Annotated in this window: 12 protein-coding genes; 9 read left to right on the top strand and 3 right to left on the bottom strand. The window is 73.1% G+C overall.

Annotation, left to right across the window (positions count from 1 at the left end; translation table 11 throughout):
* Positions 1–133 precede the first annotated feature (133 nt).
* The gene (locus FCH28_RS32040) at positions 134–1,156 is read left to right on the top strand and encodes an ADP-ribosylglycohydrolase family protein (RefSeq protein WP_136743713.1); all 1,023 of its coding nucleotides are present in this window, start codon (positions 134–136) and stop codon (positions 1,154–1,156) included.
* A gap of 80 nt (positions 1,157–1,236) precedes the next feature.
* On the opposite strand, the gene FCH28_RS32045 is transcribed toward FCH28_RS32040, so the two are convergent.
* Positions 1,237–1,944: a nucleotidyltransferase domain-containing protein gene (locus FCH28_RS32045; protein WP_136743714.1), complete on the bottom strand. Its 708-nt coding sequence runs from the start codon at positions 1,942–1,944 to the stop codon at positions 1,237–1,239.
* Between the two features lie 202 nt (positions 1,945–2,146).
* Between FCH28_RS32045 and aroH the strand changes: the two genes are divergently transcribed.
* The 5 genes from aroH to der all read left to right on the top strand — a co-directional run bounded on the left by aroH (position 2,147) and on the right by der (position 6,597).
* Positions 2,147–2,509, top strand: coding sequence for a chorismate mutase (gene aroH / locus FCH28_RS32050; protein ID WP_136743715.1), 363 nt, complete (start codon positions 2,147–2,149; stop codon positions 2,507–2,509).
* Complete coding sequence (locus FCH28_RS32055) at positions 2,506–3,591, top strand: prephenate dehydrogenase (RefSeq protein ID WP_136743716.1); 1,086 nt, start codon at positions 2,506–2,508, stop codon at positions 3,589–3,591. Before aroH ends, FCH28_RS32055 begins: the two co-directional genes overlap by 4 nt.
* 85 nt (positions 3,592–3,676) lie before the next feature.
* Positions 3,677–4,411, top strand: coding sequence for a (d)CMP kinase (gene cmk, locus FCH28_RS32060; RefSeq protein ID WP_136743717.1), 735 nt, complete (start codon positions 3,677–3,679; stop codon positions 4,409–4,411).
* Positions 4,408–5,067, top strand: a complete 660-nt coding sequence (locus FCH28_RS32065) for a lysophospholipid acyltransferase family protein (RefSeq protein WP_136743718.1) — start codon at positions 4,408–4,410, stop codon at positions 5,065–5,067. Before cmk ends, FCH28_RS32065 begins: the two co-directional genes overlap by 4 nt.
* A 69-nt stretch (positions 5,068–5,136) precedes the next feature.
* The gene (der, locus tag FCH28_RS32070) at positions 5,137–6,597 is read left to right on the top strand and encodes a ribosome biogenesis GTPase Der (RefSeq protein ID WP_136743719.1); all 1,461 of its coding nucleotides are present in this window, start codon (positions 5,137–5,139) and stop codon (positions 6,595–6,597) included.
* Between the two features lie 160 nt (positions 6,598–6,757).
* Here the strand turns inward: der and FCH28_RS32075 are convergent, their stop codons facing one another.
* Both FCH28_RS32075 and FCH28_RS32080 read right to left on the bottom strand, forming a co-directional pair.
* A complete protein-coding gene (locus FCH28_RS32075; RefSeq protein ID WP_425472046.1) occupies positions 6,758–7,048 on the bottom strand; it encodes a hypothetical protein in 291 nt (96 codons plus the stop codon).
* A gap of 170 nt (positions 7,049–7,218) precedes the next feature.
* On the bottom strand, positions 7,219–8,007 hold the full coding sequence (locus FCH28_RS32080) for a hypothetical protein (RefSeq protein ID WP_136743721.1): 789 nt from the start codon (positions 8,005–8,007) through the stop codon (positions 7,219–7,221).
* Positions 8,008–8,481: 474 nt separating this feature from the next.
* Here FCH28_RS32080 and FCH28_RS32085 point away from each other — a divergent pair, with 474 nt between their 5' ends.
* The 3 genes from FCH28_RS32085 (at position 8,482) to FCH28_RS32095 (ending at position 12,122) form a co-directional block, all read left to right on the top strand.
* Positions 8,482–9,741: a glycosyltransferase family 4 protein gene (locus tag FCH28_RS32085; protein WP_136743722.1), complete on the top strand. Its 1,260-nt coding sequence runs from the start codon at positions 8,482–8,484 to the stop codon at positions 9,739–9,741.
* Positions 9,738–10,865, top strand: coding sequence for a hypothetical protein (locus tag FCH28_RS32090; protein ID WP_425472047.1), 1,128 nt, complete (start codon positions 9,738–9,740; stop codon positions 10,863–10,865). Before FCH28_RS32085 ends, FCH28_RS32090 begins: the two co-directional genes overlap by 4 nt.
* A gap of 297 nt (positions 10,866–11,162) precedes the next feature.
* On the top strand, positions 11,163–12,122 hold the full coding sequence (locus FCH28_RS32095; protein ID WP_136743723.1) for a helix-turn-helix transcriptional regulator: 960 nt from the start codon (positions 11,163–11,165) through the stop codon (positions 12,120–12,122).
* Positions 12,123–12,325: the final 203 nt, after the last annotated feature.

Consider the following 12,325-nt stretch of genomic DNA (forward strand, 5'->3'; position numbering starts at 1 on the left):
GTGGGCGGGGAAAAAACCTACCCCCCGGGAAAAGCCGGCCCCCGCACGGGCGGCCTCGCTTGTGCGAAACGACCTTGCGGCGCCCCACCACCACCCCTTAACGTCATCATGACGATTAAGGGGTGGTTTTTTCATGGGTTTCACGGGGGCAACGACGTCCGCCGCCACCGGCGCGCTCATCGGCCTGGCGCTCGGCGACGCACTCGGCTTTCCGACGGAGTTCAACGACGTACCGGCGATCCTGGCCAAATGCGGCCCATGGCGGGAGATGACGCTGCCCGACCCCGCCTTCGTCACCGACGACACCCAGATGACACTCGCCCTCGGACGCGGCCTGCGCACGGCCATGGACCGCGGTGAACTCACCCCACAGCTCCTGGAAGGCCCCGTACGCGACGAATACGTCGCCTGGTGGCGCTCGCCGGACAACAACCGGGCACCGGGCGCCACCTGCCTCCGGGCCTGCGAACTGCTCAGCACCCCGGAACGGCCCTGGGCACGGGCCAGCCAGATCGGCTCCAAGGGCTGCGGCGCCAACATGCGCGTCGCACCCATCGGGCTCGCACCGGGGCTGACCCCCGCCCAGCGCTCCGGCGCCGCGCAACTCCAGTCCGCGCTGACCCACGGACACCCCACCGCGCTCGCCGCCAGCGACCTGACCGCACACGCCGTGCGCCTCCTCGCCGACGGCGCACGCCCCGCCGAGCTGCCCGGCCTGCTGCGCGCGTACGCCCACGCCGGCCGCACCGTCTACCGGGAGGACTGGCTCGGCGCCCTGTGGCGGCACAGCCACGACCCCTCGGCGACGCAGTTCATCGCCCGCGGCTGGGACGAGTGCCTCGGCGTCCTGGACCGGCTGGACGCGGCACTGGCCGCCCCGGACCGGGAAGCCGACCCGTGCCTGGCCACCGGCGCCGGCTGGATCGCGGAGGAGGCGCTGGCCACCGGCCTGCTGTGCTTCCTGCTCTTCCCCGACGACCCGCTGACGGCGCTCCGACGGGCCGCTTGCACGTCCGGCGACTCCGACTCGATCGCGTGCCTCACCGGCGCGTTCGCGGGCGCCCACCTGGGCGCGCCCGCATGGCCCGAGGAGTGGGCCGGCCGCATCGAATACCGCGAGGAACTGCTGGCACTGGGGGCGGCGTGGGACGCGTGACACTGCGCTCGGGCTGAACCGACAACGGTGGGAACCAAGTCGGCTCGGCTCGAGCACAGCGGACACGTCGACAACGGCGATCAACCGATCCGGCTCAGCCCCAGCGCGGCGGACCGCGCGCGGAACAGGAAATCCGACACCCGCGCCCGGTCCGGCTCGGCCGGAAGCGGAGAGCCGGACACCGCCGCGTCGGCCTCCTCCGACAGCCGAGCCATCCGCCGCTCGACCACGTCCCAGGCGACCTCGCCCCGCTTCACCGCCAGCAGCTCCTCCCGCGCCTCGCCGACGTCCAGCGTGAGCGTGCCGGTACGCAGCAGATCGCGCGAGGCCGCCAGCACCCGCAGCAGATGCATCGCGTGCTTCCACCGCGGCGCGCCCCGCTGCCGCACATCTGCCTGCAGCTGACGCAGCTGCCCGGTCGCGTAGCCGGAGAACGTCCGGTGGACGCGCCGGGAAAGGAACGCCCCGCGCAGCGCGAGCAGCTCACGGCCCGTGTCGTCGACGCGCTCCACCAGAGGGGAGTGCAGACACTCCAGAATGTTCGGGTTCACACGCAGCGCCAGCTCGCAGAACCGCTCCAGCTCCCAGGAGAACTCCTCCTCCCGCGGCCCCTCCACATGTGTCGGCGGCTTCTCGAAGCGCCAGAAGAGGGCGGTCGGCGCGAGATACACCCCGCGCCGGTCCGTGTCGCTGCTCTCGGTCGCCAGACCGAACGCGCGCGAGCCCATCACACACGCGTAGACGGTGTGCTCGGCGACCAGGGCGTGACCTGTGGCATCGGCAGACATCGGGCGATTCTCCCCGGTGAGGCCGTTGGCTGTCACCGGAAATTCCGGCGCCCGCCGTCCGGCACCACGGCGGGGAAGCCGCGAACGGGGCCGAGGCGCAGCGCAGCGGAGCCGGCCGGGCGCAGCGGATACGCTGATCGTGCGCGCGGAGGTGGGGCGCGGCGGCAGTCGGCGGCGGCATTCAGAGGCAGGGAGCAGTGACGTGGCGGTACGAGCGGTCCGTGGGGCCGTCCAGCTGGAGCGGGACGACGCGGAGCATATGCAGGAGCAGGTCGCGGAGCTGCTCACCGCCATGCTGGAGCGCAACGACCTCCTCGCCGACGACCTGATCAGCGTGTGGTTCACCGCCACCCCCGATCTGCACAGCGACTTCCCGGCCGCCGCCGCGCGCGCCCTCGGCATCACGGACGTCCCGCTGATCTGCGCCCAGGAACTCGACGTCACCGGCGCCATGGAACGCGTCGTGCGGGTGCTCGCCCATGTCGAGACCGGACTGTCCAAGGCCGGAATCGCCCATGTCTACCTCGGCGCGGCCGGGGCGCTGCGAAAGGACATCGCGCAGTGAGGACCGCACTCGTCATCGGAACCGGCCTGATCGGCACCTCCGTCGCGCTCGCCCTGAACGCCCGCGGCGTGCAGGTGTTCCTGGAGGACCACGACCAGGCCCAGGCCCTCACGGCCGCCGCACTCGGCGCGGGCGCCGCGGAGCCGCCCCCCGGGCCTGTCGATCTCGCCATCGTGGCGGTGCCGCCCGCCCATGTCGCGACGGCACTGGCCGACGCGATACGGCGCGGCGTGGCCCGCGCGTACATCGACGTCGCCAGCGTCAAGGGCGGCCCGCGCCGCGAGCTGGAGGCGATGGGCTGCGACCTCGCCGGCTACCTCGGCACCCACCCGATGGCCGGCAAGGAGCGCTCCGGCCCGCTGGCCGCCACCGCCGACCTCTTCGAGGGCCGCCCCTGGGTGCTCACCCCGGGCAGGGACTGCGACACCGAGGTGCTCAACCTCGCCCTGGAGCTGGTCGCGCTCTGCCGGGCCGTCCCGGTGGTGATGGACGCGGACGCCCACGACCGCGCCGTCGCCCTGGTCTCGCACACCCCCCAGCTGGTCTCCAGCCTCGTCGCCGCCCGCCTCAAGGGCGCCGACGAGACCGCCGTACGGCTCTGCGGCCAGGGCATCCGGGATGTGACCCGGATCGCGGCCTCCGACCCCGCGATGTGGATCGACATCCTCTCCGCCAACCCCGGCCCGGTCGCCGACGTGCTGTCCGAGGTCGCCGCCGACCTCGACGAGACCGTCCGGTCACTGCGCGCCCTGGAGTCCGCCGACGAGGACAAACGCGGCGGCGGCGCCCACCGCATCGAGGACGTGCTGCGGCGCGGCAACGCCGGACGCGAGCGGGTGCCCGGCAAGCACGGCGCCGCCCCGGCCGCCTACGAGATCGTCGCCGTCTACATCGGCGACCAGCCCGGCGAGCTGGCCCGGATCTTCGCCGACGCCGGCCGGGCCGGCGTCAACATCGAGGACGTCCGCATCGAGCACGCCACCGGCCAGCAGGCCGGTTTCATCCAGCTCACGGTCGAGCCGCCGGCGGTTCCGGTGCTGACCGCCGAGCTCCGCGAGCGGGGCTGGTCGATCCGCCAATGACTCCGTGGACGGCGCCGTACGGGTGAGCCAGTAACCTTGTGCGAGGCCCATATGGCCGTGGACCCCCGCCCCGTGTACAAGAAAGGTGTTCGTCACCGTGGAAACCGCCGCTCGGACCGCCCCGGCTGCAGTGATTGTCGCCATCGACGGCCCCGCTGGCACGGGCAAGTCCAGCACCTCCAAGGCCGTGGCCGCCAAGCTGGGCCTCGGCTACCTCGACACCGGCGCCCAGTACCGGGCGATCACCTGGTGGATGCTTACCAACGGGATCGACGTCAACGACGCGCGGGCGGTGGCCGACGCCGCCGCCAAGCCCGTGATCGTCTCCGGCACCGACCCGGCCGCCCCGACCATCGCGGTCGACGGCCTGGACGCCGCGGGCCCGATCCGCACCCAGGAGGTCACCTCCGCGGTCAGCGCCGTGAGCGCCGTCCCCGAGGTGCGCGCCCGGATCACCGCCCTGCAGCGCAGCATCGCCGCCGAGGCCCCCCGCGGCATCGTCGTCGAAGGCCGCGACATCGGCATCACCGTCCTGCCGGACGCCGACCTCAAGGTCTTCCTCACCGCCTCCGCCGAGGCGCGGGCGGCCCGCCGCAGCGGCGAACTCAAGGGCAAGGAGGCCACCGACCTGGCCGCCACCCGCGAGGCGCTGATGAAGCGGGACGCCGCGGACTCCTCCCGCAAGACCTCCCCGCTGGCCAAGGCGGACGACGCGGTCGAGGTGGACACCACCGACCTCACCCTGGACCAGGTCATCGAGTGCGTGGTCACCCTCATCGAGGGTGCCGGCGCCGAAAAGGCGGGGCGGGCCGCTCGGTGACGGAGGACGGCAGGACGGCGCCCAGCCCCAAGGGCGCCGCGGTCGGCCGGCGGATCGGCATCGGCCTGATGTACGGGCTGTGGCGGCCGCGCGTGCTGGGCGCCTGGCGGGTCCCGTCCGCCGGACCGGTGATCCTCGCCGTGAACCACTCGCACGGGATCGACGGCCCGATGCTGATGGGCACCGCGCCCCGCCCGGTGCACTTCCTGATCAAGAAGGAAGCGTTCGTCGGCCCCCTGGACCCGTTCCTGCGGGGCATCGGACAGCTGAAGGTCGACCGCGACAGCACCGACCGCAAGGCGATCACCGACGCGCTCGGCGTACTGGACGGCGGCGGAGTGCTGGGGATCTTCCCGGAAGGCACCCGCGGCGAGGGCGACTTCGCGTCGCTGCGGGCCGGGCTCGCCTACTTCGCGGTGCGCTCCGGCGCACCCGTCGTCCCCGTGGCGGTGCTCGGCAGCACCGACCGCACCAGCCGGCTGACCCCGGCCATACCGCCGCTGCGCGGCCGCGTCGACGTCGTCTTCGGGGACGGCTTCCAGGCGGGCGACGGCAGCGGGCGGCGTACCCGCAAGGCGCTGGACGAGGCGACCGTGCGGATCCAGGAGCGGCTGACCGCCCACCTGGCAGCGGCCAGGCGCCTGACCGGGCGCTGACCGACACTTTGAGTAGTGGGGCGCCACCAGCGCCCCACCGATGACGATGATGAACGAGGAACGGACTTCATGAACGACCAGACCCCCACCGGTGACGAGCACGGTGCGCTCGGCGACGCCGAGTACGCGGAGTTCATGCAGCTCGCCGCGGAGGAGGGCTTCGACCTCGAGGAGGTCGAGGGCGACATCGCCGCGGCCGGCCACGGCCCGCTGCCCGTCCTCGCCGTCATCGGCCGCCCCAACGTCGGCAAGTCGACCCTGGTGAACCGCATCATCGGCCGCCGCGAGGCGGTCGTCGAGGACAAGCCCGGCGTCACCCGCGACCGCGTCACCTACGAGGCCGACTGGAACGGCCGCCGCTTCAAGGTCGTCGACACCGGCGGCTGGGAGCAGGACGTCCTCGGCATCGACGCCTCCGTGGCGATGCAGGCCGAATTCGCCATCGAGGCGGCGGACGCGGTCGTCTTCGTCGTCGACTCCAAGGTCGGCGCCACCGACACCGACGAGGCCGTCGTCAAGCTGCTGCGCCGCTCCGGCAAGCCGGTCGTGCTGGTCGCCAACAAGGTCGACGGCGCCTCCGGCGAGGCCGACGCCGCCATGCTGTGGTCGCTGGGCCTCGGCGAGCCGTACCCGGTCTCCGCGCTGCACGGCCGCGGCACCGGCGACATGCTCGACGCCGCCCTGGAGGCGCTGCCCGAGGCGCCCGCGCAGACCTTCGGCGCCGCGCTCGGCGGCCCCCGCCGGATCGCGCTGATCGGCCGCCCCAACGTCGGCAAGTCGTCGCTGCTGAACAAGGTCGCGGGCGAGGAGCGGGTGGTCGTCAACGAGATGGCCGGCACCACCCGCGACCCGGTCGACGAGCTGATCGAACTCGGCGGAAAGACCTGGAAGTTCGTGGACACCGCCGGCATCCGCCGCCGGGTGCACCTCCAGGAAGGCGCCGACTACTACGCCTCGCTGCGCACCGCGGCGGCCGTGGAGAAGGCCGAGGTCGCGGTCGTCCTCATCGACACCAGCGAATCCATCAGCGTCCAGGACCAGCGGATCATCACGATGGCCGTGGAAGCCGGGCGTGCCCTGGTCATCGCCTACAACAAGTGGGACACCCTCGACGAGGAGCGCCGCTTCTACCTGGAGCGGGAGATCGAGCGGGACCTCGTACAGGTCCCCTGGGCGATGCGGGTGAACGTCTCCGCGCGCACCGGCCGCCACATGGAGAAGCTGGTCCCGGCGATCGAGACCGCGCTCGCCGGATGGGAGACCCGCATCCCCACCGGGAAGCTCAACGCCTTCCTCGGCGAGATCGTGGCCTCCCACCCGCACCCGATCCGCGGCGGCAAGCAGCCCCGCATCCTCTTCGGCACCCAGGCCGGCACCAAGCCCCCCCGTTTCGTCCTCTTCGCCTCCGGCTTCCTGGAGGCCGGCTACCGCCGCTTCATCGAGCGCCGGCTGCGTGAGGAGTTCGGCTTCGAGGGGACGCCGATCCACATTTCGGTGCGGGTGCGGGAGAAGCGGAGCAAGAAGAAGTAGCGGGGGCTGTCGGGCGGCGGCTGCCCCGGGTCGCGGCTGGGGGTCCGGGGGTCGGCCCCCGGGGTGGTGCGGTATCGAGCGCCGGCTGCGTGAGGAGTCCGGCTTCGAGGGGACGCCGTGGCGGGGCTTCCGGGCCGTGGAGACCGGCCGCGCGGGCGGATCAGCGTCCGTGCGACCGGGAGTCCCGCTGGCCCGGTGGCAGGGCCGCCGGGGTGCGGCCCCGCGGGTGGTACGGCTGGCGGCCGACGACCTCCCAGTGGCCCGTGGACGCCGTCGTCTGGCCCCAACTCCCGTTGCCGCGCAGCGATTCCGGGATCTCCGGCTCGTCCGTACGGTCCCCGGGCAGCGCGCGGAAGGAACGGCGGTATTCGGCGTACAGCGCGTCATAGATCGGCGTGGCCGAACCACGGTCGGCGGTGTGCGTGGACCGCGGTTCGTGCGACGGGCGCATTCCGGGGATCGGGTGGGGGTACTGGGCGCGGGAGGACGGGTCGTATGCGTGCACGTATCTGCCAACGACCCCGATGCCCGTCGGATGCGGCTTCCCTGCGGAAATGGCTGATCGCGGGGGCAATCCCGCCCATCAGGCGGTGCCGCCCCCGCGATCGGAGTACCGTCGGATCAGGTGCCGGCCAGCGGCATCGCCGCGGCCACCAGGGCGCCGTTCGCGGCCGCCTGCTCCAGCGCCTGCCGCATCAGATCCTCCCGCGGCTGGTGCCCGATGGTGCCCGCGGGCGCGGCGTACATCAGCACGGTCTTCGCCTTGTTCGCCGCGGTACGCCAGCCGTCGGACACGGCCAGCGGCTGGTGCGCCTGCCACCACGCCGCCGCGCTGCCCCCGTTGACGCCCGGCTGGAGCACGGCGTGCAGCTTGCCCATCGCGAGCAGCGTCGACCACCCCGGGTTCATCGCGGGCAGGTCGTTCATGTCCTTCACCTGCTGGAAGCCCTGCTCCACCAGCAGCGTCAGGAACTCGTCCTCGGTCTTCGTCGAGCCGGGGCGGACGATCGGGCCGTCCGGCTCGACGACGAGCGCCGGCCGCAGATCGTTCCCGATCAGCACCAGCCCGCAGGTGATCCCGAGAGTCGCCTGGCGGTCGCCGGCGGGGGCCGGGGGAGTCAGCGGGGCGGCGTCCTCACCGGTGATGGAGCGCACGGCTCCCTGGAGCTGCTCCTCGGATACCGGGACGACCTGCGAGGGGATGCACGTCGCGTGCGCGAACGCGAGCACCGCGGTCTCCTCGCCCACGAACAGGACAGTGCTGGTGCGCTCCTGTTCACTGTCGCCCGGGGTGCGACAGGAGGTGCAGTCGTAGCTGCCGGGGGCGTCGCCACCAGCCAGCAAGCGGTCGGCCTCTTCGTCGCCGATCTCGGCGCGAACGTCGTCGCTGACGTCGAGCATGCGCGGCACGGGTGGCTCCTCGATCTTCGAACGGCTGCCGGGCGGTCTCCCGGCTCGTACAGGAACAACGGGTGACCTGTGGCAGGGGTCACGCGCGGCCTGGAACAGAATCGAACCAATCGGCGCACAGCGGGAATCCGGGGGAAGCCATCCCGGAACGGTCACAGACCGCCAACTCCTGCGCAGAGTTCGGTGCACCGGAAGACCGGCGGCGCACCCGGCGCCCGTCCCATGGGCCGGGGCCGGAAAGGCCCCGGAGGCGCCCTCCGCAGGGAGGCGGACGGAATCCGCGGCCGGCAGGTTCCATGACGTTGCTACCGATGCCCTAACTTTTTTGGAACAACTTGGCGAAAGCCCCCAACCCGGAACCCGTATTCCCGGTCCTACCGTTCGGCAGCTCGATGCATCAAGCCATCGGGAGGGCGCGACGCGCTCCGCGGGGAGACCCGCAACAACAGGAAGACCAGGGGGACACGGGGACGGATGCACATCTCATTCCTGATACACAACGCGTACGGCATCGGCGGGACGATCCGGACGACGTTCAACCTGGCCCGAACCCTCGCCGAACGCCATGACGTCGAGATCGTCTCCGTCCTGCGCCACCGCGACACCCCCGTCTTCGACCTCGGCCGGCGCGTCGCGCTGCGGCACCTCGTGGACATCCGCGAGTCCAGCCCCACCTACGAAGGCGCCGACCCCGAACACACCCGCCCCGCCAAGGTCTTCCCCGCCGCCGAAGGCCGCTACGGCCAGTACAGCGAGCTCACCGACCGCCGCATCGCCCAGCATCTGCGCCGCATCGAGGCGGACGTCGTGGTCGGCACCCGGCCCGGCCTCAACGTGCACATCGCCAAGCAGACACGCCGCGGCCCGGTCCGTACAGGCCAGGAGCACCTCACCCTCGACACCCACAGCCGGCCGCTCAAGCTCGCCCTGCGCAGCGCCTATCCGCGCCTGGACGCCGTCACCACCGTCACCGAGGCCGACGCCCGCGCCTACCGCCGTACGCTGCGGCTGCCCGGCGTCCGCATCGAGGCGGTGCCCAACAGCGTGCCGGACCCCGGCCTGCAACCCGCCGACGGCAGCGGCAAGTGGGTCGTCGCGGCCGGCCGGCTCGCCCCCGTCAAGCGCTACGACGTCCTCATCCGGTCCTTCGCCAAGGTCGTCGCCGAGCGGCCCGACTGGCGGCTGCGGATCTACGGCGGCGGCAGCGAGAAGGCCGCCCTGCGCGCCCTGATCGACGAACTCGGCCTGTACAACCATGTGTTTCTGATGGGCCCGGCCAACCCCCTCGACCCGGAGTGGGCCAAGGGCTCGATCGCCGCGGTCTCCTCCAGCCTGGAGTCCTTCGGCATGACGATCGTGGAGGCCATGCGCTGCGGCCTGCCCGTCGTCGCCACCGACTGCCCGCACGGCCCCGGCGAGATCGTCGACGACGGGACGGACGGCAGGCTGGTCCCGGTCGGCGACCAGGACGCGCTGGCCGGCGCACTGCTGACGCTGATCAACGACGACGACGCCCGGAAGCGGATGGGCCGCGCCGCGCTCGCCGCGTCCGCCCGCTTCGACCCCGCCATGATCGCCGGACGCTACGAGGCGCTCTTCAGCGAACTCATCACCCGCAGACGCGGCAGCGGGCTGCGCGGAACCCTGCACCGCACCCGGGGAGCACTGCTGAGCGGCGCATACGCCACCAAGGACGCGGCCCGCGCCGCAGTGAGAGGGGTGCGGACGGCGTGACCGCCTCGACGCAGCTGCCCGAGACCGCATCCGCGGCGACCCGACAGGAAGTGAAGGAGCCCCAGGCCATCGACCAGGAACCGAAGGCTCCGCCCACCGCGCGCCCGGACCGGCCCAAGGCGGCCCGCCGGGACGGCAAGGCGGCGCCGGCCGAGCTGCGGGCCGACTGCATCGCGGACTCCGCCGGCGGCCTCACCTTCGATCTGACCGCCCCTCAGGGCGACGGCACCGCCTGGAACGCGGCACTGGTGCTGCGACTGCGCGGCGGCGACGGCGTGGACGACGAGGTACGGCTGCCGCTCGGGCCGAACGGATCCGGTCGGCTGCGCGCCGTGCTGCCCAGCACCGTCGCACTCGCCGAGGGCCGCTGGAACGCCTACGCCGACTTCGGCGACGGCCGGGACCCGCGGCGCCTGCTGCCCGGCGTCAACGACCTCCGGTCGCTGGTCGACCGCCGGCCGCTGGCGGGCATCGGCCGGCTCGGCGTACGCATCCCGTACGCGACCAAGTTCGGCAACCTGGCACTGCGCAGCTGGCTGCGCGGACCGCACGCCGAGGCCGGCGACATCCTGGTGGCGCCCGACGGCCTGACGGTCTCCGGCCGGCTGTACGGCGCTGCCCCGGCCGCCGGCGCCCGAGCCGAGGCCCGCGCCCGGCGCACCCCGGCCGGCAACGGCGCCTCCGGTGCCTCTGACGTCTCCGGTGCTTCTGGTGCCCCTGATGCCTCTGGTGTCTCCGGGGCCACCAAGGCCACCGGGCTCTCCGGTGCCGACGCGCCGCCCGTCGTCACCGTCCCGCTGACCGTCGAGGGCCTGGACTTCACCTTCACGCTGCCGTACGACGCGCTGGCGGCCCGCTGGGAGCACGGCAACGAGCCGTGGGACCTGTGGGTGCGACCCGCCGAGGGTGCCCGGCCGGTCCGGATCGCCCGTCTCCTGGACGATGTCCCGGACAAGAAGCAGGTGTTCAGCTACCCGGCGCTGCCGGTGCGGGCCGCGGCGGGACACCTCAGGGTCGGCCCCTACTACACGCTCGACAACGACCTGGCCATAAGGGTCGCCGGCCCGGACGACGCCCCCAGCGAGAGCAGTGAGCAGGACACCAGGGCGGCAACCGGGAGCTGACAGCCAGTCAGAATCTCGCACCATCTCGACTACAGCCCGTGGGAATGAATCACGCTCCGTGAGCGTTGCTGAAACTAGTGGAGGCGGCAAGCGGGAAGCGGGGGTGAGCCGGGGGAGCAGGGCCGCGCCGGAATGCGGCCCGAGCGGGCAGGCGGGCGCGAGCGAGAAGGGGCACGCGGCAAAGGGCGCGAGGGAAGGGCACGCAGAAGGGCGAGCGGAAGGGCAAGCGGGGCGGGCATGCACCCCCACCCGGCTTCGCGGACCGGGGCTGTCCGCAATCGCTGCGAGACTCGGAGCATGTTGGACACCTCGGCACGGCTGCTCCGCCTGCTCTCACTGCTGCAGGCCCACCGCGACTGGTCGGGCGCGGACCTCGCCGACCGGCTCGGCGTCACCCCGCGCACCGTCCGCCGCGACGTCGACCGGCTGCGCGAACTCGGCTACCCCGTGCACTCCACCCCGGGGACGGCCGGCGGCTACCGGCTGGGCGCCGGTGCCGAACTCCCGCCGCTGCTGCTGGACGACGAGGAGGCGGTGGCCGTCGCGGTCGGGCTCCGTACCGCCGCGGCCGGTGGCGTCGAGGGCATCGAGGAGACGTCCGTGCGCGCCCTGGCCAAGCTGGAGCAGGTCCTGCCGCACCGGCTGCAACGCCGGGTCGCCGCGCTCAACGCCTTCACCGTCCCGATGCTCGGGACGCCCCGTGACTCGCGGGTGGACGCCGACACCCTGTCCGAACTCGCGCACGCCTGCCGGGACAGCCACCGGCTGCGGTTCGAGTACGCCGCCCACGACGGCACCCTCTCGCGCCGCACCGTCGAACCGCACCGCCTGGTGTCGGCGCGGCGCTGCTGGTACCTCGTCGCCTGGGACGTGGACCGCGCGGACTGGCGCACCTTCCGGGCCGACCGCATCACCCCCACGCCGCCGCACGGACCGCGCTTCACGCCCCGAACGCCGCCCGCCGAGGACCTCGCGGCGTATGTCTCCGAGGGCGTCTCCACCCGTGCGTACGCGGACCGGGCGACGGTGCTGCTGCGGGTGCCGCTGGCGGAGGCCGCGGACCGCGTCAGCCCGTACGCGGGGGTGCTGGAGGCGGTCGACGAGCACAGCTGTCTGCTGCGCACCGGGGCGCACGGCCTCGACGCGATGGTGATCCACATCGTGCTGCTGGGCTTCGACTTCGAGATCCGTGAGCCGCCCGAGCTGCGCGACCGGGTGCGGGAGGTCAGGGACCTGCTGTCCCGGGCGCTGGGATAGCGGGCGGATGGCGCCGGACGGTGGACGGTGGACCGCGGGCGGATGGTGGGCGGCTCCTTGGCGCCGTGGCGCGGCGGCCGGGTCCGCAGGGTCGCGTACGGCGCGGCGGCCGGCCCGGTGCGCGAGGGATCGTTGTGGAGACGCCCTCGGAGACCCTCGGAGGCAGGGCCCGGGTGCGCCGGGGTGCCCCGGTCCGTCCGTCG

Source organism: Streptomyces piniterrae (genome assembly GCF_005048155.1).
Lineage (GTDB): Bacteria > Actinomycetota > Actinomycetes > Streptomycetales > Streptomycetaceae > Streptomyces > Streptomyces piniterrae.

Coding starts and splice junctions, on each gene's coding strand:
- FCH28_RS32040 (WP_136743713.1), top strand. CDS start 134: ATGGGTTTCACGGGGGCAACGACGTCCGCCGCCACCGGCGCGCTCATC.
- FCH28_RS32045 (WP_136743714.1), bottom strand. CDS start 1,944: ATGTCTGCCGATGCCACAGGTCACGCCCTGGTCGCCGAGCACACCGTC.
- der (WP_136743719.1), top strand. CDS start 5,137: ATGAACGACCAGACCCCCACCGGTGACGAGCACGGTGCGCTCGGCGAC.
- FCH28_RS32075 (WP_425472046.1), bottom strand. CDS start 7,048: ATGCGCCCGTCGCACGAACCGCGGTCCACGCACACCGCCGACCGTGGT.
- FCH28_RS32085 (WP_136743722.1), top strand. CDS start 8,482: ATGCACATCTCATTCCTGATACACAACGCGTACGGCATCGGCGGGACG.
- FCH28_RS32095 (WP_136743723.1), top strand. CDS start 11,163: ATGTTGGACACCTCGGCACGGCTGCTCCGCCTGCTCTCACTGCTGCAG.